Source organism: Cupriavidus sp. (assembly GCF_057315035.1).
On record NZ_DBHKYV010000034.1, the window covers coordinates 19,924 to 41,062 of the forward strand.

Sequence of the window (21,139 nt, forward strand, 5' to 3'; positions counted from 1 at the left end):
TGATGTCGATTTGTTGGTATCGCCGGTTACCGCGCGCTTATTTGTCATCCACCTGCAGAATCGCCAGGAAGGCTTCCTGGGGAATCTCCACGGTACCGACCTGCTTCATGCGCTTCTTGCCGGCCTTCTGCTTTTCAAGCAGCTTCTTCTTACGCGAGATATCGCCGCCGTAGCACTTGGCCAGCACGTTCTTGCGCAGTGCCTTGACGTTTTCGCGCGCAATGATGTTCGCGCCGATGGCCGCCTGGATGGCCACGTCATACATCTGGCGCGGGATGATTTCACGCATCTTGGCCGCAACCTCGCGCCCACGATATTGCGAGTTCGAACGGTGCACGATCACGGACAGTGCATCGACCTTGTCGCTATTGATCAGGATGTCCACCTTGACCACATCCGACGGACGGTATTCCTTGAACTCGTAGTCCATCGACGCATAGCCACGCGATACCGACTTCAGGCGATCGAAGAAGTCCATCACGATTTCCGCCATCGGGATCTCGTACGTGAGCTGCACCTGCTTGCCGTGATAGCTCATGTTGATCTGCGAGCCACGCTTCTGCGTGCACAGCGTGATCACCGAGCCCACATAGTCCTGCGGCATGTACAGGTTCACCGTGACGATCGGCTCCAGGATCGCCTCGATCCTGCCCGGATCGGGCATCTTGGCCGGGTTCTCGACGGTGACCATCGAACCGTCACGCAGCTCCACCTGATAGACCACGGTCGGCGCGGTCGTGATCAGGTCCATGTCGAACTCGCGCTCCAGGCGTTCCTGCACGATTTCCATGTGCAGCAGGCCCAGGAAGCCGCAGCGGAAGCCGAAGCCCAGTGCCTGCGACACTTCGGGCTCGAACTGCAGCGCCGCGTCGTTCAGGCGCAGTTTCTCGAGCGATTCGCGCAGCGCCTCGTACTGGTTCGACTCCACCGGATACAGGCCGGCGAACACCTGCGGCTTGACTTCCTTGAACCCTGGCAGCGGCGCTTCGGCGCGGCGCGTGGTGGTGGTGATCGTATCGCCAACCTTGGCGGCCTTGAGTTCCTTGATACCGGCGATCACGAAACCGACCTCGCCGGCCCTCAGCGCGTCGCGCTGGACCGACTTCGGCGAGAACACACCGACCTGCTCGACCAGATGCTGCGCACCGGTGGCCATCAGCAGGGCCTTGTCCTTGGGGCGCATCGTGCCATTGACCACGCGCACCAGCATCACCACGCCAACGTAGTTGTCGAACCACGAGTCGATGATCAGCGCCTGCAGCGGCGCATCGGGATCGCCCTTGGGCGGCGGCACCTTGGCGATCAGCGCCTCGATCACGTCCTCCACGCCCAGGCCGGTCTTGGCCGAGCATGGCGTTGCGTCACTGGCATCGATGCCGATGACGTCTTCGATTTCCTGCTTGGCGTTATCCGGGTCGGCCTGGGGCAGGTCGATCTTATTGAGCACCGGCACCACTTCCACGCCCAGCTCGATCGCGGTGTAGCAATTGGCCACGGTCTGGGCTTCCACGCCCTGCGACGCGTCCACGACCAGCAGCGCACCCTCGCATGCCGACAGCGAGCGGCTGACTTCGTAGCTGAAGTCAACGTGTCCGGGGGTGTCGATCAGGTTCAGGTTGTAGACCTGGCCGTCACGCGCCTTGTAGCTCAGCGCGGCGGTCTGGGCCTTGATGGTAATGCCGCGCTCCTTCTCGATATCCATCGAGTCGAGCACCTGCGCTTCCATTTCCCGATCGGACAGCCCGCCGCAGCGCTGAATGATCCGGTCGGCCAGCGTGGATTTGCCGTGGTCGATGTGGGCAATGATCGAGAAATTACGAATGTGGTCCATCTGGTGATCTGGGAAACGCCAGCGCTGCCCGGCGCGTCAGGATGGCGCGGGAGCGGCAAGAAGGTGGGACGCATGGTTTGCGCCAATCCGCGATTTTACCGGATTTTCAAGGACTTCCGTCGCGCGAAATGATCCTGCGGAGCAGGCATGGCGCCTCTGGCGGATGGCGCCTGCCGCACCCGCCCCGGAAAACGATAGCGCCGGACGTTTGTCCGGCGCTTTTCACATGCCTTCGGAGGCGCTGGCCAGATGGTCAGCGCGTCTGGCTAGGGCGCAGCGTCAATACCTGCGTGGCATCCCCGCGGCGCACAAAGACTGCCGCCATCTTGTTCTTGTCCAGTCCCTTGACCATGTCATTGAACTGGCGGGCACCGGTCACGTCGGTATCGCCCAGGCGCAGGATGATGTCGCCCGGACGGATACCGGCACGGGCGGCCGGGCCATCGGCGGTATCGACCTCGACTCCCGACTTGACCTTGAGCTCGCGCAAGCGGGCCTCCGGCAGATCGTTGACGATCAGCCCCAGTGCATTGGGCTTGGGTGCCTGCTGCGGCTCTTCGCCACTACCACTGCCATTGCCTCGACGGTCGCCCTTGCGTGCCACGGCCTTGGCGTTGTCTGGCTCCAGCTCCGCCACCGTGATCTGCACCTCGCGCGTCTGGCCCTTACGCCACACCTGCAATGGCGCGCGCGTACCCGGCTTGGTATCGCCCACCATGCGCGGCAGGTCCGATGCCTTTTCGATATCGCGGCCGTTGAACTTCAGGATGATGTCGCCCGCTTCGATCCCCGCCTTCTCGGCCGGGCCGCCCGGCTCGACGCTGCCGACCAGCGCACCACGTGCACGGCCCAGGCCCAGCGAATCGGCCACTTCCTTGGTCACATCGCCAATGGCCACCGCAATGCGGCCGCGCGTTACCTTGCCGCTGACCTTGAGCTGCTCGGTCACGCGCATGGCCTCGTCGATCGGAATCGCAAACGAAATGCCCATATAGCCGCCGCTGCGGCTGTAGATCTGCGAGTTGATGCCGATGACTTCACCGCGCAGATTGATCAGCGGTCCACCCGAATTACCGGGGTTCACAGCCACATCGGTCTGGATGAACGGCAGGTAGTCACCGGTGTCGCGCCCCTTGGCCGACACAATGCCCGCGGTCACGCTGTTATCGAGCCCGAACGGCGATCCGATTGCGAGCACCCACTCACCGGGGCGAATCTTGTCGGAGTCGCCCAGGGTCAGGCGGGGCAGCCCGGTGGCATCGATCTTGATCAACGCCACATCGGTACGCTTGTCGGAACCAATCAGCTTGGCCTTGAACTCGCGCTTGTCCGGCAACGTGACGTAGATCGTTTCGGCATCGGCCACCACATGGGCGTTCGTCATGACATAGCCATCCTGGCTGATGATGAAGCCCGAACCCACACCGCGGCTTTGCTCCTCGCCCTGAGGCGGCGTCTGGGGCTGCCCACGCCGCGGTGGCGTGGGCGTGCCAGGCATCGGCACACCAAAGAAGCGGCGGAAGAATTCGGCCATCTCATCGTCGTCGGGCGTATTGCCGCGCGCCCGCACCCGTTCGGTGGTCCGGATATTGACCACGGCCGGGCTGGCCTTTTCGACGAGGTCCGTGAAATCAGGCAGGTTGTAGTTCGAGGCCGCCGCCTGGGCGTGGCCCAGTTCGGAAACAGCCGGGCCAAGCACAAGCATGGCAACCATGACCATGGCGCGCGCCATGGCCGGGGATCTGGAAATCATCGACGAACTCCCGGGAGAATCAGCGAGAAACGGATGCTTCGCGGCAGGCGAGGCCGGGGACGCCTGCGAAGCGTACTGCCTGGTGGTCCGGCGAGGGATTCGCTGCCCCGTCGCCGCCACGCCAAGATCTGCTCAGTGTACCGCCTTGGGTGGGTGGTACTCCACGCCGGACGCAAACTGCTTCACCGTTGCGGCAGGCACCTCGCCCACCACGGTGATCCAGTAATCGGCCACGCGCCGCACCACCACCTGGGTGGCGCCAAGCGACGCTACGCCCTCGCGGCGCGCGCGCTGCTCGGAAACAGGTTCGATAAACACCGACAATCCGGTCAGGCCGTCGCTATAGACCACCTGCAGCACCTCGAAGACCCCGGGGGCCTTGCTGCCCTGGGCGGGCGCGCGCAGCTCGCCGAGCGGCCGACGCACTTCGCGAATCTTCTGGAACCCCTTGAGCGGCGTATTGATCGACCACCCTTCGTCGGCAATATTGGCCGGCTGATAGGTGACCTCGTAATGGTTCCACGAGTTGGCGCCCTTGATCGCCGCCAGGATACGCTGCTTGTCGGACGGCACACCGATATCGACCTGCGAGAAGGCCACCTGTTCGAGCACCTTGCTGCCTTCGCCGATCGTCTGCGCACGCATCAGCAGGCCGGAGTTCCGGTCCGCCCATAGCCGCACCGCGTAGCGCGCATTGTCGTGCGGCTCCAGCGCAAAGACTTCGCACTCGACCCCGGCCACGCGCTCCGCCGGCAGCTTGCGCATGTCGTAGAGATCAAGCACATCGCTCTTGTTCGTGGCCAGCAGCGCGGGGAAGCGGTCCTTTGCTTCCTGCTTTTCAACCACGACGAGCTTGGCTTCGGGAATCAGGCTGTGCACGACGTCATTCTGACGCAGCACTTCGCGCGGCTTGCCATCGAGCGTTTCCAGGCGTTCGTACTCGTTGTTGACGAGGTCGCTGTAATGCTGGATACGCGAGGCATGCATGACGCTGCCGCGCTGGTAGATCAGCGTGCCGACATAATTCTCGCGCTGCGCCGCACGGTGGATCTTGTTGAGCCACGCGGTGGCGTCGCGTCGGTTCAGCGTGCTGTCAGACGGCTGCGCAGTGGCGGCGGCAGCGGTCAGACACAAGGCCAGAAAAAAGGACCTGCGCAGGCCCTTCTTTCCGTGAACGCCCGCTACGTTGGCGGGCGACCGTCCTTTCTGCATGTCCGGCATTATTCCTGCGAATTGTCCTGGGAGAAATTGGCACCGTTGGCCACCGTGCGCATGGTCGGCACGAAGGCATCGGTTGCGACCGACGTGCGATGCGCACGCAGGTATTCATCGAGACGCGGATCGCGAATCATCTGGGCGCTGTCCGCCGAGACGGTGACGATCGCGCCTGCGGCCGGCGCCACCGGAGCGCCTGCCTTCATCGCGGCGCCAGGTTGCTGGTCGACCCGCGCCACGATGGCGTCCGGTGCACCGGCATCGGCCGGGCCGCGCATCTGCGGCACCACCACCCAGCTGACCGCCGCCACGGCTGCGGCAATCGCGGTACCGGGTACCACGCGGCGTACCCAGGACGGACGCACGAGCAGGCGATGACGGCCTGCCGCGGCCACCGCCGGCACGAGCACATGGGGCTCGGCTTCGAGTCGCGCTGAGAATCGGGAGAGAAATTCGTCGGTCGAACCCGCGTGCGTCAGTTCTTCCGAACGCAGCGTGTCGCCAATCAGTTGATACATCGACCAGTCGGCCATCCCGTGCTCGCCCTTGGCGAGGCCGAGTGCCGCGTCGACTTCGTTCGCTGCCAGTTCCCCGTCCATCAGGATGGAGATCTGCTCCGCTGCTTCCATTACATGAACCGACTGCTTATGAGCCTGACCCATTTCCAACCCCAAGAAATTCCATTGAACACCGATAAATCCCGTCACTACCGCTTGTCGTTTATCGATGCAGGAATAGGCTGCAACGCTGGCTGCACGACATTCTTACTACCATCGCTTACTACTACCTACCACCGCTTGCCCTCTGCCGTTCCCAGCAAGGGCCGCAATTTCTCGGCAATCGCTTCACGCGCCCGGAAGATCCGGGAGCGCACCGTGCCGATCGGGCAAGCCATCGCCTCCGCGATTTCCTCATAGCTGAGGCCTTCAATCTCGCGCAGCGTGATGGCGGTGCGTAATTCTTCCGGCAATGCCTCCATCGCACGGTTCACCGTATCGGCTACCTGTCGCGTGTGGAGCATGGACTCCGGCGTATTGATATCCCTTAGTTGCTCACCGTCCGCAAAAGTTTCAGCCTCTTCGGCATCGATATCACTTAACGCTTCCGGGCGGCGTCCCTGGGTGGCCAGGTAGTTCTTGGCGGTGTTGACGGCGATGCGGTATAGCCACGTGTAGAAGGCGGATTCCCCCCGGAACTGGGGCAAGGCACGGTATGCCTTGATAAAGGCATCCTGCGCCACATCCTCCACTTCGGCGGGGTCACGGACAAGGCGCGAGATCAGGCGGATGATCTTGCGGTGGTATTTGGCCACCAGCAATTCAAAGGCCCGTTTGTCGCCCTGCTGGACGCGTTCAACTAGAAGCTGATCGGCTTCGCGTTCGCTCACGAATGGTTCACCTGCTGCAGTGTATCTCTTGGTTTCGTCGACAAGACAAGCGTTGTATTTTACCTACGATCGAGGCGCCTTCGGGTATCGCAAAGCGCATTCTGTGACCAAGGCTACGCAATTTGGTTCCATCGCCGGCATACCGGTTGCACCGGCGTGCAACCCGGATCAGTCAAGGGCGGCGATGGTTGGGGACTCGCGCGATACCGGCGAAGCGCTCCTGGCGAGCACCTCACCGGCATGCGAGACCGCTTGCGCGGGATCAGATACGGCGGAACACAAGCGTGCCGTTGGTGCCGCCAAAACCGAAGTTGTTCTTCACGGCAACATCGATCTTCATTTCGCGCGCCGTGTTGGCGGCGTAGTCCAGGTCGCACTCGGGGTCCTGGTTGAAGATGTTGATGGTCGGAGGCGATACCTGGTTATGGATCGCCAGCACCGTGAAGACCGACTCGAGCCCACCGGCGCCGCCCAGCAAGTGGCCGGTCATCGACTTCGTCGAATTGACCACCATCTTGTAGGCGTGATCGCCGAACGCCAGCTTGATGGCATCGGTTTCGTTCTTGTCGCCCAGCGGCGTCGAGGTGCCGTGCGCGTTGAGGTAGCTAACCTCGTCCGGGTTGATGCCGGCGTCCTTGATCGCGGCAACCATGCAGCGGCGCGGACCGTCGGTGTTCGGCGCGGTCATGTGGAATGCATCACCGCTCATGCCGAAGCCCACCAGTTCGGCGTAGATACGCGCGCCGCGTGCCTTGGCCGACTCGTACTCTTCCAGCATCATCACGCCGGCACCTTCGCCCAGCACGAAGCCATCGCGATCCTTGTCCCAAGGGCGCGAGGCCGTGGCCGGATCTTCGTTGCGCGTCGACAGCGCGCGGGCCGCGGCAAAGCCGCCAATCCCGAGCGGCGACACCGTCGATTCGGCACCACCCGCCAGCATGGCGTCGGCATCGCCGGCCTGGATCAGGCGGGCGGCCAGGCCGATGCTGTGCAGGCCGGTCGTGCAGGCCGTGACGGCCGCGAGATTCGGGCCCTTCAGGCCGTGGATGATCGACAGGTGGCCGGCGATCATGTTGATGATCGAACCAGGCACGAAGAACGGCGAAATCCGGCGCGGGCCACGGGTGGCCAGCGTCATCTGCGTGTCTTCGATCATCGGCAACCCGCCGATGCCCGAGCCCACCAGCACGCCGACGCGCTCGGCGTTGGCCTCGGTAATCTCGATACCGCTATCCTTCAGCGCCTGGGAACCCGCGGCAATGCCGAAATGGATAAAGGTATCCATATTGCGGGCTTCCTTGGCCGGGATGTATTCCTCGGCATTAAAGCCCTTCACTTCGCCCGCGAAATGCACCGACAGGGCGGAGTGATCGAATTTGGTAACGGTGGCGATGCCGGACTTGCCGGCAACCAGGTTGGCCCAGCCTTCGGCAACAGTGTTTCCGACAGGAGACACAAGGCCAAGCCCAGTGACGACGACGCGACGACGGCTCACTATGTTTTCCTACGAGTACGTGAAGCGGAATTGGATTGATTCGGATCTCGCCGCGCGCGGCCGGCAGGCATTGCCATGGGCCTCGCGCTGCTTGAGATCATTCCGATTCTGCTTCGTCGAACAGACGAAAGCCACAGAAAACGGCATGACAGGACCGTGACGGCCCCGCCCATGCGCCTTCTGTGGCTCGGAACAGATGACGACGGCTTAAGCCTTGACGTGCGCGGTAGCGTAGTCGATAGCTTGCTGCACGGTCGTGATCTTTTCGGCTTCCTCATCCGGAATTTCCATGCCGAATTCATCTTCCAACGCCATCACGAGTTCAACCGTGTCCAGCGAGTCCGCACCGAGATCGTTCACGAACGACGATTCGTTCTTGATATCTGCCTCGGCCACGCCAAGCTGTTCAGCCACGATTTTCTTGACGCGTTGTTCGATATTGTCCATGTAACCCTCCAGGGAAGTTCGACAAAAAGTGGGCGCATTTTAGCAGGTTTGGACCACAAAAAATCCGCCTGCCAAGCTTTGCAAGAATCGCGCCCGATTGGTTTCAAAAACAGCAGCTTTACCCGGCTTCGTACGGCTTCTCCCTCGAAACCGAAACCGAATCAAGCTGTTAGTTCATATACATGCCGCCGTTCACGTGCAGCGTAGTGCCCGTGATGTAAGCGGCCTGCGGACCGGCAAGGAAAGCCACCGCGTTGGCGATGTCTTCCGGCTGGCCAAGACGGCCCAGCGGAATCCGGGCCTTCAGCGCCGTATGCTGCTCTTCCGACAGGACCTTGGTCATGTCGGTATCGATAAAGCCCGGCGCCACGCAGTTCACGGTCACGTTGCGGCTGCCGATCTCGGCTGCCAGGGCGCGCGTCATGCCTTCCACGCCGGCCTTGGCCGCCGCGTAGTTCATCTGACCCGGATTGCCCGTGGAACCGACCACCGACGTGATATTGATGATGCGGCCACCGCGGGCCTTCATCATCGGACGAAGCACGGCACGCGCCAGACGGAACACCGCCGTCAGGTTGGTGTCGATGACCGCGCTCCAGTCGTCGTCCTTCATGCGCATGGCCAGTTGGTCCTGCGTAATGCCGGCATTGTTGACCAGCACCGCCAGACCGCCGTGGGTCTTCACGATCTCGTCGATCACGGCATCGCAACGCGCGGCGTCGTTCACATTCAGCACCACGCCGTTGCCCTTGAGGCCTTCTGCCGACAGGTATTCGCTGATGCTCGCGGCACCCGATTCGCTCGTGGCCGTACCGATCACCGTGGCACCCTGACGCGCCAGACCCAGTGCGATGGCGCGGCCGATGCCACGCGACGCACCGGTCACCAGCGCGACCTGATTTTCCAGAGTCTTGCTCATGTTGCGTTCGTTCCTTGTTCTTATTTCAGCAGCGCCAGCGTTTCCTGCAGCGACGCCGGATCAAAGATTGCACCACCGACGAGGTTGCCGTCGATGCGCTTGGTCATGCCGGCCAGTACCTTGCCCGGGCCGCATTCGATCACGTGAGTCACACCTTCGGCGGCAAACTTCTGCACGCACTCGACCCAGCGTACCGGCGCGGCTGCCTGGCGAACCAGCGCATCCTTGATTTGCGCGGGATCGCTGACGATGGCCACGTCAACGTTGTTGACGAGCGGGATGGCAGGCGCCGAGAACGCCAGGTCAGCCATGCGCTCGCGCAGACGGTCCGAGGCGGGCTTGAGCAGCGAGGAGTGGAATGGCGCGGACACCGGCAGCGGCAGCGCGCGCTTGGCGCCCTTGCCCTTGGCAATTTCGCAGGCCTTTTCCACGGCACCCTTGTGCCCGGCGATCACGACTTGCGACGGGGCATTGAAATTCACGGCTTCCACCACGCCGGCACCGGCCGCCGCGGCTTCCGCGCAGGCCGCGCGTACGTCGTCATCGGACAGGCCGAGAATGGCTGCCATGCCGCCCTCGCCCACCGGCACGGCTTCCTGCATCGCCTGCGCGCGGAAACGCACGAGCGGCACGGCCTGAGCAAACGGGATGACGCCAGCCGCCACCAGTGCCGAGTATTCGCCGAGGCTGTGGCCGGCCACCAGGGCCGGAGCCGGACCGCCGGCATCGAGCCAGGCACGGTACACGGCAACCGCCGCGGTCAGCATGACCGGTTGCGTATTGGTGGTCAGGTTCAGTTCTTCCGCGGGACCTTCGGCAATCAGCTTGCCGATATCCTGGCCCAGCGCCGTCGAGGCTTCCTCGACCGTGGCGCGCACCACCGCGTTGTCGGCGAATGCGTTGAGCATGCCGACCGACTGCGAACCCTGTCCGGGGAAAACGAATGCGAATTTCATCGGAAATCCAATCCTAGGTATTCATCTTTTCGAACGGTGCGCTGCCCGGCTGGAACAACCTGCAACATCGCACCGGCCGCATATTACATGCGCAACAGCACCGCGCCCCAGGTAAAGCCACCGCCGACGCCTTCCATCAACACGGTCTGGCCCGGCTTGATGCGGCCATCACGCACGGCCACATCGAGTGCCAGCGGAATCGAGGCAGCCGAGGTATTGCCGTGCTCGTGCACCGTGGCCACCATGCGCTCGCCCGGCAAGCCAAGCTTCTTGGCCGTGCCCTGCATGATGCGGATATTGGCCTGGTGCGGAATCAGCCAGTCGATCTCGTCGGCCTGCATCTCGGCAGCGGCGATCGCTTCGCGCGCCACCTTGTCGAGCACGGTCACGGCCAGCTTGAACACCGCCTGGCCATCCATATGCAGGAACGCATTGCCCGTGATCGCGCCACCCGACACATTGCCCGGCACGCAGAGGATACCCACGTGACTGCCATCCGAGTGCATGGCGGAAGACAGGATGCCCGGCTCGTCCGAAGCGCTCAGCACCACGGCACCAGCGCCGTCGCCAAACAGCACGCACGTGGTGCGGTCGTTGAAATCCAGGATGCGCGAGAACACCTCGGTACCGATCACCAGCACGTTCTTGTGCGAACCGCTGCGGATGAACTTGTCCGCGGTGGACATCGCATAGACAAAGCCCGAGCACACGGCCTGCAGGTCGAACGCCGCGCACTGGTTGGTGATGCCAAGCTTCTGCTGCACGATGCAGGCAGTGCTCGGGAACACATAGTCGGGAGTGGAGGTGGCGACGATGATCAGGTCGATGTCCTGGCGATCGATGCCGGCCGCCTCGATCGCCTGCTCGGCCGCCTTGACGGCCAGATCACTCGACGTGACATCGGCTTCGGCCCAATGGCGCGCCGAGATGCCGCTACGCGAGACGATCCACTCGTCGCTGGTCTCGATGCCTTTTTCGGCAAGCTGCACGGCCAGGTCGTGATTCGTGACGCGCCGCGGGGGCAGATAGCTCCCCGTACCGATGATTTTTGCGTACTTGGTCATGAAAGTGTCGGATCGTGGTGCTTACCGGACCGCCCCTGGCCCTGGCCTCGGGCGAACCGTTCGCCGCCGGCCCAGTGGCGCAGAAGCAAACTCAGGCGGCACGGGTATCGGAATGTGGGTCCGGTGCGCCTGCCTCCGGGCCATCTGGTGGCGCTCCGGACTTGTTGGCAAAGGCCTTGGCAATGCGCTCGATAACGCCATTTCTGGCGGCATCATACCCGCGTTTTATCGCCCACTCAAAAGAATGGGCATCGGCGGAACCGTGACTCTTGATCACGAGCCCGCGCAAACCCAGCAATGATGCACCGTTATAGCGGGCAGGATCGAGCCGGCGGGCCAGGCGCGAAAGTACCGGCATGGCCACGGCAGCCAGCAGCTTGGTGAACCACGAGCGCGTGAATTCTTCCTTGATCATGCTGCCAATCATCTTGGCCAGGCCTTCGGTACTCTTGAGCGCCACATTGCCGACAAAACCGTCGCAGACGACGATGTCGGTAGTGCCCTTGAAGATGTCGTTGCCTTCCACATTGCCGTAGAAGTTGAGCTCGGAAGCGCGCAACAGTTCGCCGGCGGCCTTGACCACCTCGTTGCCCTTGATCACTTCCTCGCCGATATTGAGCAGGCCAACCGTGGGGTGATCCTTGTGATCCACCACGGCAACCATGGCCTCCGCCATGCGCGCGAACTGCAGCAGGTGCTCCGGTTCGCAGTCGGCATTGGCGCCGAGATCCAGCACCGTGGTGCCCCAGCCCTGCTCATTGGGAATGGTCGTGGCAATGGCCGGGCGCTCGATGCCTTCGAGCGTCTTGAGCACGTAGCGCGACACGGCCATCAGTGCCCCGGTATTGCCGGCGGAAATACACGCGCCGGCCTTGCCTTCCTTGACTTGCGTGACAGCCACGCGCATCGAGGAATCCTTCTTCTTGCGCAGTGCCACTTCCACCGGGTCATCCATGGTGATGACCTCGGTCGCAGCCACGACACTTACGCGCGGATGATCCGATGCATGCAGCTTCTTGAGCTGCGCGTGGATGGCGTCGGGCAAGCCGACCAGGATCATCTCGGCGTCGTCGTGACGGGAAAGAAAACTGATCGCCGCCGGCACGGTCACGGAAACTCCGTGATCGCCGCCCATGCAGTCGATAGCGAGCTTGATCGTCATTATTTCCTGATACGGAAAGCGCGCCGGCACCCGCCGCATCGGTTCACGGGGACGCAACCAGCCGGACGCGCGGATACGCTGTGGTGCGGGCGCCGAGCGCCCAACAAAAAAGCGGCAACGAGCTTGCCGCTTTCCTGCTCTACACCTGACAACGTGCGCGAGCGAGACACAGGGTCACGCCAGACGACCTGGTCAGTCGTTCTTGGTCTTGATGACCTTGCGACCACGATAGTAGCCGTTCGGGCTCACGTGGTGGCGCAGGTGGGTTTCGCCGGTGGTCGGCTCGACAGCCAGGGGCGCGACCGACAGATGGTCGTGCGAACGATGCATGCCGCGCTTGGACGGCGACTTCTTGTTCTGTTGAACAGCCATGATGACTCCTTCGAGAATTTCGCGATATTAACACACGCACCCTGCACAAGGCGTAGCCGGGGCCCGGCCGGGTGCTTGACCTCTACCGTGAAGAGATGCCTGACGCCACCCAATGTGGTGTCAATGCTTCGTCTTCAGGCCGGCCAGCGCCGCAAAGGGCGATGGCCGTTTTTCTTCAGGTGCAGCCTCGGGCTCCACCTCGCCGTCTGCGCCCGTCACGAGAGACTCGTGCACCGTGGGGCAGACCACGTGCTTCGGTGCTGTCGGCAACGCCAGCAGCACTTCATCTTCAATCAGTTCCAGCACCGAGAACTTCTTCGAACCCACGATCACGTCGAGTTCGTCGTCATCCATCGATGCTTCTTCGGCGGCCGCTTCGCTGGCCACCACTTCAAAGCGCATCTTCGTCGCGATCGGCTCGGCGAATACCGTCAGGCAGCGCTGGCAATCGAGCCAGACACGACCATTGACCGTCACATCGACAAACAGCCGCTGCGATACCGGCGCACCGGGCTCAACCGCCTCTTCGCGCACAAAACCAGCCAGCGAGTACTGGAACACCTCTTCCGCCGCGGACGCTGGCGCATTGGCTGCCGTCTCGGCTAAGATGCGCGGCAAATCGCGCACTGGCACCTCACTCGCCACATTGCCGCCTTTGCGGCAAAAAGCGAAGAGATCGGTTTCACGCAGGTCGAAGGCCGCGGCGAGTGCCGCAGGCTGGGTCGGCTGACTCATACAGGCTGAATCGCAGGAAAATGCATCGTTGCCACAACTTACCGGCAGCGAATGTGCCCGTGCAGCGAAACGCGCGATTATACGTTGAAAAATTCAGAACGGTCAAAGTATACAGCGCCGATACCGTTCGCCACCCTCTTCCATGCCTATGGTTTCCGCCATCCAGCCCACCTTGATCCTGGGATCGAGCTCCCCTTACCGCCGCGAACTGCTGGCGCGTCTGCGCATTCCGTTCCAAGTGGCCACGCCCGACATCGACGAAGCACCACTTGCCGGGGAACGACCCGATGCCACCGCGTTGCGGCTGTCGCGCCTGAAAGCCGAGGCCATCGCCGCGCGTCATCCGGGCGCATTGGTAATTGGTTCGGATCAGGTCTGCACGCTCGACGACGTACAGATCGGCAAACCCGGCACGCATGACAACGCGCTCGCGCAACTCAGGCTGATGCGCGGCCGCACGGTTACGTTCCACTCGGCGCTGTGCCTGCTCGACAGCCGCACCGGCGTGGCGCAACTGGCCGATGTGCAGACTCGCGCCACGTTCCGCGAGCTATCCGATGCGGAACTGGACGCGTACCTGCGCATCGAGATGCCCTATGACTGCGCCGGCAGCGCCAAGGCCGAAGGGCTTGGCATCGCGCTGCTGTCGCGCGTGGAATCCGACGATCCCACCGCGCTGATCGGCCTGCCGCTGATCGCGCTGACCGGCATGCTGCGCCAGGTCGGCTATCCGTTTTTTGGAGCCTGACCATGGCCGGCACCCTGTTCCTGATTCCCAACACCCTTGGCAAGCGCGACGAGGTCGATCCGCTGATCGATGTCATTCCGGCCGGCGTACAGCAGATTGCGGCACGACTTGACTATCTGGTGGCCGAGAACGCCAAGACCGCGCGCGCCTTCCTGAAGAAGCTGGGTGAAACCACCCCGCTGAGCCACGCGATCCAGCAGATCGAGATCCGTGAACTGAACGTGAACACGAAGGCCGATGCGCTGGCAGCCCTGCTCGATCCGATTGCAACCGGACGCGACGGTGGACTACTTTCGGAAGCCGGCGTGCCTGCCGTAGCCGATCCCGGCGCCGACCTGGTCCGGCTGGCGCACACGCGCGGCATCCGGGTAAGGCCGCTGGTGGGCCCGAGTTCGATCCTGCTGGCGGTGATGGGCTCGGGCCTGAACGGCCAGAGCTTTGCATTCAACGGCTACCTGCCCGTGGATGCGGACGAGCGGGCGAAAAAGCTGCGCGACCTGGAACAGCGCTCGCGCAAGGCCCAGCAAACCCAGGTCTGGATTGAAACCCCGTACCGCAACGGGGCGCTGCTCGACGCACTGCGCCAGCATTGCTCGGGCAATACTCTGCTGTCGATTGCCGTGGAACTGACGCTTCCGACCGAAACCATCGTCACACTGCCGATCTCGGCATGGCGGCCTGACCGACTGGAACTGCACAAGCGACCGGCGATCTTTTCGCTGCTGGCGCAGTAAGGCTGCGCGGCTCAAACCGGGACAGGTCGCAATTTGTACCTCAACGCCCTCTCCCCCAACCCCTCTTCCGCCGTGCGGGAGAGGGGAGCGAGGCCGCGGCATTACTTACAGCGATTCCTTACTTCACCGCCGGTACGGCGACGTTCATCAGCATCATCTTCATCGCCGCGGAGCCCATTGCCGCGCCAAACCGCTTGGCCACGCGCTCGGCGATGTTTTCCTTGACCGTGTAGTCAACGATGTCCTCGGCCTTGAACAGGTCGCGCGCCACATAGTCTGCGCTACCCAGGCCATCGGCCAGCCCCAGGTCTACGGCGCGTTCGCCCGACCAGAACAGGCCCGAGAACAGTTCCGGGTCGCTCTTGAGCCGGTCGCCGCGGCCTTCCTTCACCACGTCGATGAACTGCTGGTGAATCTGCTTGAGCATCGACTCGGCAAACGCCTTCTGGCGCGGCACCTGGGGCGAGAACGGATCGAGCATGCCCTTGTTGGCGCCCGACGTGTACAACCGCCGCTCGATGCCCACCTTGTCCATCAATCCAGTGAAGCCGAACCCATCCATCAGCACGCCAATCGAGCCAACGATGCTGGCCTTGTCGACATAGATCTTGTCGGCCGCCGCCGCCACGTAGTAGCCGCCGGACGCGCAAATTTCCTCGACCACTACATAGAAGGGCTTGTCCGGATAGAGCTTGCGCAGGCGATGGATCTCGTCGTTGATGATGCCCGCCTGTACCGGCGAACCGCCCGGCGAATTGATCTTCAGGATCACGCCCGCCGCGGTGGTGTCCGCGAACGCCGCCTGCAGCGATGCATTGATCGATTCGGCACTGGCCGGCGTGCCGGCGGCAATTTCGCCTTCGAGGGTGACCATGGCCGTGTGCCGGCCCGTAGTACTGGTCAGGCCATCGCCCTTGAAGTCGATCACGGCAAACAGGATCAGCGCAAGAATGGCCAGTCCGACCAGCCGGAAGAAAATCTTCCAGCGTCGCGCGGCGCGTTGCTCGCGCAGGCTCGCCAGCAGCACCTTCTCCAGCACGTCGCGCTCCCAGCCGCCCGTGGCACTTGCGCCGCCAACCGGACCGGCACCCTCGCCGGCCAGCCGCGCGCGGCGTTCATCGGCCTCGCGGCGTGCTGCGTCATCGCCGGCCTTGAGCTCGCGCTCGAGCGGATAGTCGGACTGCGGCGCGGTTTCGAGCTTTTCGCCTGGTGTGACGGGCTCGTCGGGATGTTGATCGGATTGCGATGGCGGTTTTTGCTGTTCTGTCATGCAAGTGGACTCAAGCGTCTAACAATGACCCGGCTCCGCTCAACTGGCGTCGGGTGGCAAAAAAGGGGCTTCCGGCTGCCAGAAAACAGCACCCTCGCGTTCCTCGATTCGAAGTTTGGCCAGCGCGGCGCCCCGGCAAGGGCCGCCCACGCAGAGGCCGGTGTCCGGCGCATAGGTTGCGCCATGTGTCGCGCACATCAAGTATAGGCCTGCACTATCGAAAAACTGCCCTTCCTGCCAATCCAGTTCCATCGGAACATGGGCGCACTGGTTCAGGTAGCCATGCGCCACGCCATCGAACCGGACCACGAATGCACCAATCTGGCGTGAATCGAGCCGGACCGTGAAGCGCACGCCGGCGCCGCCTTCGACCAGATCCTCGGCCGCGCACAGGCGAAACGGTTTGTGCTCCATCTCCATATCAGGCATGGGTGAGCAACCACTGCTGCAGATCGGCAATCGAGGTGGCGCAATGCACCGGCGACATCGCGCGCAGCGAGTCAGCCGGATGTGCGCCGTAGCATACACCCAGGCCTTCGGCACCTGCATTGATCGCCATCTGCAGATCGTGCGTGGTGTCGCCGATCATGACCGTGCGTGCGATGTCCTGGCCGAGTTCGCGCGTCAGTTCATGCAGCATGGCCGGATGCGGCTTTGAAAACGTCTCGTCGGCGCAACGCGTGGCATCGAACAGCTTGCCCAGGCCGGTACTGGCCAGGGCGCGTTCGAGCCCGACACGCGTCTTGCCCGTGGCAACGCCCAGGAAATAGTGTTCGGCGTGCAGCGCTTCCAGCATCTCGCGCACACCTGGAAACAGCACCAGTTCGGCATCGCGCGTCAGGAAGTGGAAACGATAGCGCTCGGCAAGCCGCGGGTAGTCGACCGGGTCCAGTGTCGGCACCGCATACGACAGCGCATCCTTGAGTCCCAGTCCAATCACGTGGCTGGCTGCGCTGTCGTCGGGAACCGGCAAGCCCAGGTCGCGGCTGGCCAGCTGGATGCATTTGGCGATAGTGGGCGTGGAATCCATCAGGGTTCCATCCCAGTCGAAGACGATCAGGTCGAAGCGCTGCCTGGCCATTACGGTCCTTGGTCGATACGGGAGTGTTGCGGATATGCTTGGCGCGACTCACCTGGTCAGGGAGCGGCGCCGTCCTGCTGCAATTGTTGCAGAAATTCAACACACTCGGCGGGCAGCGGCGCCGACACGGTAAGCGGCGCGCCGGTGGCCGGGTGCGTGAAGGTCAGGCGGTGCGCATGCAGGAACATCCGCTTGATACCCGGTTTGGCACCGCTGCGCGAAAGCGCTTTATTAAGCTCAAAATCGCCGTATTTGTCGTCGCCGACAATCGGGAAACCGGTTGACTGCAAATGCACCCGGATCTGGTGCGTGCGCCCCGTCTTCAATTCCGCCTCGAGCAACGTATAACCCTGGAATGCCTTGACCAGGTTGAATACGGTATGCGATGCCAACCCGTCGGCCTGCACCCGGACCCGGCGCTCGCCCTCCGGCGTACTGTATTTATATAGGGGCAGTTTTACGTGCTGCCGCGCATTCGGAAATTCGCCGGCCACACAGGCGAAGTAACGCTTGTCCATGCCATTGCCGCGCATCTGCTCGTGCAGGTTCACCAACGCCGAACGCTTCTTGGCCAACACCAGGATTCCCGACGTCTCGCGGTCCAGCCGGTGCACCAACTCCAGGAATTTCGCCTCGGGCCGCGCACGGCGCAGTTGTTCGATGACCCCGAAGGCCACGCCCGACCCACCATGCACGGCCACGCCGGCCGGCTTGTCGATCACCAGCAGATGGGCATCCTCGAACAGCACCGGAAAATCGGCGGCAGGCACGAATCCGCCCGCCTCAGGTGACTTTTCCGCCATGCGAAGTGGCGGAATCCGCACCACATCGCCGAGCTTCAGCCGGTAAGTTGCATCGATCCGCCCCTTGTTGACGCGGACCTCACCAGAGCGCAATACGCGATAGATATGGCTCTTGGGCACACCCTTGGCCACCTTGAGCAGGAAGTTGTCGATGCGCTGCCCTTCCGAACTTTCGTCGATCGTGACATACGCCACCTGGAGCCCGCTGGGGCGCGAACGCGGCTCCGTTTCAATTTGATGGCGTAACTCATTCATTTTCAATATAATTTCCCGGCCGTTCCCGGCCAAAGACCGGTAGCGCACGACCTGTGTAAGCGATGTTGGCGCGAAGTATGGCGCGAATCCCGACTGAAATGCCCGCTATGTTTGCGGCAAACCGGAACGGAATATGCAGGGCGCCCAGGTAATTGTTCTGGGTAGTCCCACCAGTATCCGCGCAAGACGTCGCATTTTACACTTCGGGTAGCAGTCAACCCGGCCCGTCTCCCGCATGTTGCGTACCCCGCAGGCGCCAGACTGGCAAATGGCAGCAATCAGCAGCACGCACGCGCCGCGCCGGCGCGCAGGAAGTCGCCCAGAGGCGGCTTCGGCAACCAGCCGGCCGACACGTGGAATCTGAGTGTTCAGGTAGAAAAGAATTCAATGTGGATGCCCCTAACAGGCATCCACATCGGTGAGAGAAGACCGCCCGCACCGGGAACCGGTGCCGGCCCGGCAGGCGCGCCTGCCATCTGACCTGCAGTATCGGCCGCGATCTGTCGCTGATTGTCGTAGTTCGACGATCCGACACCGGCGCCCGGACGCAGAACGCCAAAAAGCAGCGGCGCGCCCGCCAGCGGACAGGTCAGATTGGCAACGGCATGCGACTGTCGCGACCGCATAACTTGCTCTTTGACGCGTCCTGGCCATCCCGGCCCGGCTGCGCTGGGAGACGACGCCACTGCCCCAGGCATGGCAGGCCCGTCCCAGTGCCCCGGCCACCGGCATCCGCCAGAAACCGCTGCATCGGGAGCAGTGCCTTTTGCGCTCTCCCGACCCAGCGGACTGCCCGCAGAATTTGCGGATGACCAGAACGCCGACAGCCTCTCCTCTCACCCGCGCCCAGCCTGCCGCGTTGTATTACGCGCTGGCAACTTCGGCAATTCTCCCGCCCTCGCTCTCTTTCCTCGCGTGCTCCCTGGACCGTCGCGGGCATGAGCCACTCATGACCCATTGGCCATCCGCGACACTGGAGTGAGGTATTGCGATGAAACGCATGCTGTTTAACGCGACGCAACAGGAAGAATTGCGCGTCGCGATCGTCGATGGTCAGAAACTGATCGATATCGACATCGAAACCGCCGGGCGCGAACAGCGCAAGGGCAACATCTACAAGGGTGTCATCACCCGCATCGAACCTTCGCTGGAAGCCTGCTTCGTCAATTACGGCGAAGAGCGCCACGGCTTCCTGCCGTTCAAGGAAGTCGCCCGCGCGTTCTTCAAGGATGGCGTGGACGTGCGCAATGCGCGCATCCAGGACGCACTGCACGAAGGCCAGGAACTGATCGTCCAGGTTGAAAAGGAAGAGCGCGGCAACAAGGGCGCTGCCCTGACCACGTTCATCTCGCTGGCCGGCCGTTACCTGGTGCTGATGCCGAACAACCCGCGCGGTGGCGGCGTGTCGCGCCGCATCGAGGGCGAAGACCGCCAGGAACTGCGCGAAACCATGGCGCAGCTGCAGGTTCCCGAAGGCATGAGCATCATCGCGCGCACCGCCGGTATCGGCCGCGCCGCCGAGGAACTGCAGTGGGACCTGAACTACCTGCTGCAACTGTGGAAGGCCATCGACGGCGCCGCCGGCGACAACAAGGCCCCGCTGCTGATCTACCTGGAATCGAGCCTTGTGATTCGCGCCATCCGCGATTACTTCCAGCCCGATATCGGCGAGATCCTGATCGATACCGACGAGATCTACGAGCAGGCCCGTGCATTCATGAGCGTGGTCATGCCCGACAACATGAACCGCGTGAAGAAGTACCGCGACGATGTGCCGCTCTTCTCGCGTTTCCAGATCGAACACCAGATCGAGTCGGCGTACTCGCGCATGGTGATGCTGCCTTCCGGTGGCGCCATCGTGATCGACCATACCGAAGCCCTCGTATCCGTTGACGTGAACTCGGCCCGCGCCACCAAGGGTGCGGACATCGAGGAAACCGCGCTGCGCACCAACCTGGAAGCGGCCGACGAAATTGCCCGCCAGTTGCGCCTGCGCGACCTGGGCGGCCTGATCGTGATCGACTTCATCGACATGGAGTCCGGCAAGGCACAGAAGGACGTGGAAACGCGCCTCAAGGACGCGCTGCGCCACGACCGTGCCCGCGTGCAGATGGGCAAGATCAGCCGCTTCGGCCTGATGGAACTGTCGCGCCAGCGCCTGCGTCCGTCACTGTCCGAAGGCTCGCACATCACCTGCCCGCGCTGCAATGGAACAGGTCATATCCGCGATACCGAATCGTCCGCCCTGCAGGTGCTGCGCATCATCCAGGAAGAGGCGATGAAGGAAAACACGGCCGCGATCCACTGCCAGGTGCCGGTGGAAGTGGCTGCTTTCCTGCTGAACGAAAAGCGCCAGGACATCAACCTGATCGAACTGCGCTTCAAGGTCAATGTGCTGCTGATCCCGAACAAGCATCTGGAAACGCCGCACTACAAGCTCGAGCGCCTGCGCCACGACGATCCGCGCCTGGAAGAGTCGACTGCCAGCTACCGCATGGCAGAGGCAGCTGCGAAGGAACTCGAAGCCGACACCAGCTACAGCAGCCGCAAGAAGGAAGAGGCACGTCCGCGCCAGGAAGCCGCCGTCAAGGGCATCACGCCTGACGCGCCGGCCCCGGTGTCGGTGCCGCGCCCCGAGCGCGCCCCGAAGCCTGAAGCAGCAGCCGCACGTCCGGCGCCTGCCACGCAGCCGGTGGGCAGCGGCGGCATCATCGCCTGGCTCAAGGGCCTGTTTGGTGCCAAGCCGGCGGCAGCGCCGGTGGCGGAGCCCGTCAAGCCCGCAGCGGAAGCCCAGGCACGCGGCGACGGTCGCCGCGAACGTGGCCAGCGCGGTGAACGTGGCGAGGGTCGTGGAGAACGTGGTGAGGGTCGTGGCGAACGTCAGGGCCGTGGTGAGCGCGGCGAGCAGCGTG

General features: G+C 63.1%; 20 protein-coding genes. 3 read left to right on the plus strand and 17 right to left on the minus strand.

Features of this window, described 5'->3' with window-relative positions:
- Positions 1–37: 37 nt before the first annotated feature.
- From lepA to ACO550_RS29650, 13 genes are all read right to left on the minus strand, one after another.
- A complete protein-coding gene (gene lepA, locus ACO550_RS29590) occupies positions 38–1,831 on the minus strand; it encodes a translation elongation factor 4 (protein ID WP_315598050.1) in 1,794 nt (597 codons plus the stop codon).
- A 253-nt stretch (positions 1,832–2,084) separates the two neighbouring features.
- The gene (locus ACO550_RS29595; protein WP_315598051.1) at positions 2,085–3,584 is read right to left on the minus strand and encodes a Do family serine endopeptidase; all 1,500 of its coding nucleotides are present in this window, start codon (positions 3,582–3,584) and stop codon (positions 2,085–2,087) included.
- A gap of 132 nt (positions 3,585–3,716) precedes the next feature.
- Positions 3,717–4,796, minus strand: a complete 1,080-nt coding sequence (locus tag ACO550_RS29600) for a MucB/RseB C-terminal domain-containing protein (RefSeq protein ID WP_315598052.1) — start codon at positions 4,794–4,796, stop codon at positions 3,717–3,719.
- 8 nt (positions 4,797–4,804) lie between these two features.
- Positions 4,805–5,461: a sigma-E factor negative regulatory protein gene (locus ACO550_RS29605; protein WP_315598053.1), complete on the minus strand. Its 657-nt coding sequence runs from the start codon at positions 5,459–5,461 to the stop codon at positions 4,805–4,807.
- A 125-nt stretch (positions 5,462–5,586) separates the two neighbouring features.
- Positions 5,587–6,186: an RNA polymerase sigma factor RpoE gene (gene rpoE, locus ACO550_RS29610; protein ID WP_315598054.1), complete on the minus strand. Its 600-nt coding sequence runs from the start codon at positions 6,184–6,186 to the stop codon at positions 5,587–5,589.
- A 262-nt stretch (positions 6,187–6,448) separates the two neighbouring features.
- The gene (gene fabF / locus ACO550_RS29615) at positions 6,449–7,681 is read right to left on the minus strand and encodes a beta-ketoacyl-ACP synthase II (RefSeq protein WP_315598055.1); all 1,233 of its coding nucleotides are present in this window, start codon (positions 7,679–7,681) and stop codon (positions 6,449–6,451) included.
- A gap of 207 nt (positions 7,682–7,888) precedes the next feature.
- On the minus strand, positions 7,889–8,128 hold the full coding sequence (acpP, locus tag ACO550_RS29620; protein ID WP_008644813.1) for an acyl carrier protein: 240 nt from the start codon (positions 8,126–8,128) through the stop codon (positions 7,889–7,891).
- Positions 8,129–8,297: 169 nt separating this feature from the next.
- A complete protein-coding gene (gene fabG, locus ACO550_RS29625) occupies positions 8,298–9,047 on the minus strand; it encodes a 3-oxoacyl-ACP reductase FabG (RefSeq protein WP_315598056.1) in 750 nt (249 codons plus the stop codon).
- Between the two features lie 20 nt (positions 9,048–9,067).
- Entirely contained in the window at positions 9,068–10,003 is a 936-nt protein-coding gene (fabD, locus tag ACO550_RS29630) for an ACP S-malonyltransferase (RefSeq protein WP_315598057.1), read from the minus strand.
- Positions 10,004–10,086: 83 nt separating this feature from the next.
- Positions 10,087–11,067 (minus strand): beta-ketoacyl-ACP synthase 3, encoded by a 981-nt coding sequence (locus ACO550_RS29635; RefSeq protein ID WP_315598058.1) that lies wholly within the window; start codon positions 11,065–11,067, stop codon positions 10,087–10,089.
- A 91-nt stretch (positions 11,068–11,158) separates the two neighbouring features.
- The gene (gene plsX, locus ACO550_RS29640; protein ID WP_315598059.1) at positions 11,159–12,229 is read right to left on the minus strand and encodes a phosphate acyltransferase PlsX; all 1,071 of its coding nucleotides are present in this window, start codon (positions 12,227–12,229) and stop codon (positions 11,159–11,161) included.
- Between the two features lie 192 nt (positions 12,230–12,421).
- Positions 12,422–12,601 carry a 50S ribosomal protein L32 gene (gene rpmF, locus ACO550_RS29645; RefSeq protein ID WP_008644820.1) on the minus strand — a complete coding sequence of 60 codons (180 nt, stop codon included), beginning with the start codon at positions 12,599–12,601 and terminating at the stop codon, positions 12,422–12,424.
- A 120-nt stretch (positions 12,602–12,721) separates the two neighbouring features.
- Positions 12,722–13,336, minus strand: coding sequence for a DUF177 domain-containing protein (locus ACO550_RS29650; protein ID WP_315598060.1), 615 nt, complete (start codon positions 13,334–13,336; stop codon positions 12,722–12,724).
- A gap of 148 nt (positions 13,337–13,484) precedes the next feature.
- On the opposite strand from ACO550_RS29650, the gene ACO550_RS29655 reads away from it, so the two are divergent.
- The gene (locus tag ACO550_RS29655) at positions 13,485–14,084 is read left to right on the plus strand and encodes a Maf family nucleotide pyrophosphatase (RefSeq protein ID WP_315598066.1); all 600 of its coding nucleotides are present in this window, start codon (positions 13,485–13,487) and stop codon (positions 14,082–14,084) included.
- A 2-nt stretch (positions 14,085–14,086) separates the two neighbouring features.
- Entirely contained in the window at positions 14,087–14,818 is a 732-nt protein-coding gene (locus tag ACO550_RS29660) for an SAM-dependent methyltransferase (RefSeq protein WP_485995053.1), read from the plus strand.
- 118 nt (positions 14,819–14,936) lie between these two features.
- Here ACO550_RS29660 and ACO550_RS29665 read toward each other — a convergent pair whose 3' ends face one another.
- From ACO550_RS29665 to ACO550_RS29680, 4 genes are read right to left on the minus strand one after another with little or no spacing between them, the layout of a single operon-like run.
- Positions 14,937–16,088, minus strand: coding sequence for a S49 family peptidase (locus ACO550_RS29665; RefSeq protein WP_315598062.1), 1,152 nt, complete (start codon positions 16,086–16,088; stop codon positions 14,937–14,939).
- Positions 16,089–16,127: 39 nt separating this feature from the next.
- Positions 16,128–16,502, minus strand: a complete 375-nt coding sequence (locus ACO550_RS29670) for a Rieske (2Fe-2S) protein (protein WP_485995054.1) — start codon at positions 16,500–16,502, stop codon at positions 16,128–16,130.
- Between the two features lie 7 nt (positions 16,503–16,509).
- A complete protein-coding gene (locus tag ACO550_RS29675; RefSeq protein ID WP_315598064.1) occupies positions 16,510–17,169 on the minus strand; it encodes an HAD-IA family hydrolase in 660 nt (219 codons plus the stop codon).
- Positions 17,170–17,225: 56 nt separating this feature from the next.
- Positions 17,226–18,227: an RluA family pseudouridine synthase gene (locus ACO550_RS29680; protein WP_315598067.1), complete on the minus strand. Its 1,002-nt coding sequence runs from the start codon at positions 18,225–18,227 to the stop codon at positions 17,226–17,228.
- Between the two features lie 991 nt (positions 18,228–19,218).
- On the opposite strand from ACO550_RS29680, the gene ACO550_RS29685 reads away from it, so the two are divergent.
- A partial coding sequence (locus ACO550_RS29685; RefSeq protein WP_315598065.1) for an Rne/Rng family ribonuclease occupies positions 19,219–21,139 on the plus strand: 1,921 nt, incomplete at its 3' end.

What these genes read in the sequence shown, in the direction of transcription:
- acpP (WP_008644813.1), bottom strand. Translation starts at nt 8,128, where the DNA reads ATGGACAATATCGAACAACGCGTCAAGAAAATCGTGGCTGAACAGCTT.
- ACO550_RS29605 (WP_315598053.1), bottom strand. Translation starts at nt 5,461, where the DNA reads ATGGGTCAGGCTCATAAGCAGTCGGTTCATGTAATGGAAGCAGCGGAG.
- ACO550_RS29600 (WP_315598052.1), bottom strand. Translation starts at nt 4,796, where the DNA reads ATGCAGAAAGGACGGTCGCCCGCCAACGTAGCGGGCGTTCACGGAAAG.
- fabG (WP_315598056.1), bottom strand. Translation starts at nt 9,047, where the DNA reads ATGAGCAAGACTCTGGAAAATCAGGTCGCGCTGGTGACCGGTGCGTCG.
- rpmF (WP_008644820.1), bottom strand. Translation starts at nt 12,601, where the DNA reads ATGGCTGTTCAACAGAACAAGAAGTCGCCGTCCAAGCGCGGCATGCAT.
- ACO550_RS29655 (WP_315598066.1), top strand. Translation starts at nt 13,485, where the DNA reads ATGGTTTCCGCCATCCAGCCCACCTTGATCCTGGGATCGAGCTCCCCT.
- ACO550_RS29660 (WP_485995053.1), top strand. Translation starts at nt 14,087, where the DNA reads ATGGCCGGCACCCTGTTCCTGATTCCCAACACCCTTGGCAAGCGCGAC.
- ACO550_RS29675 (WP_315598064.1), bottom strand. Translation starts at nt 17,169, where the DNA reads ATGGCCAGGCAGCGCTTCGACCTGATCGTCTTCGACTGGGATGGAACC.
- fabD (WP_315598057.1), bottom strand. Translation starts at nt 10,003, where the DNA reads ATGAAATTCGCATTCGTTTTCCCCGGACAGGGTTCGCAGTCGGTCGGC.
- ACO550_RS29650 (WP_315598060.1), bottom strand. Translation starts at nt 13,336, where the DNA reads ATGAGTCAGCCGACCCAGCCTGCGGCACTCGCCGCGGCCTTCGACCTG.
- ACO550_RS29670 (WP_485995054.1), bottom strand. Translation starts at nt 16,502, where the DNA reads ATGGAGCACAAACCGTTTCGCCTGTGCGCGGCCGAGGATCTGGTCGAA.
- ACO550_RS29665 (WP_315598062.1), bottom strand. Translation starts at nt 16,088, where the DNA reads ATGACAGAACAGCAAAAACCGCCATCGCAATCCGATCAACATCCCGAC.
- ACO550_RS29680 (WP_315598067.1), bottom strand. Translation starts at nt 18,227, where the DNA reads ATGAATGAGTTACGCCATCAAATTGAAACGGAGCCGCGTTCGCGCCCC.
- ACO550_RS29635 (WP_315598058.1), bottom strand. Translation starts at nt 11,067, where the DNA reads ATGACCAAGTACGCAAAAATCATCGGTACGGGGAGCTATCTGCCCCCG.
- plsX (WP_315598059.1), bottom strand. Translation starts at nt 12,229, where the DNA reads ATGACGATCAAGCTCGCTATCGACTGCATGGGCGGCGATCACGGAGTT.
- lepA (WP_315598050.1), bottom strand. Translation starts at nt 1,831, where the DNA reads ATGGACCACATTCGTAATTTCTCGATCATTGCCCACATCGACCACGGC.
- ACO550_RS29595 (WP_315598051.1), bottom strand. Translation starts at nt 3,584, where the DNA reads ATGATTTCCAGATCCCCGGCCATGGCGCGCGCCATGGTCATGGTTGCC.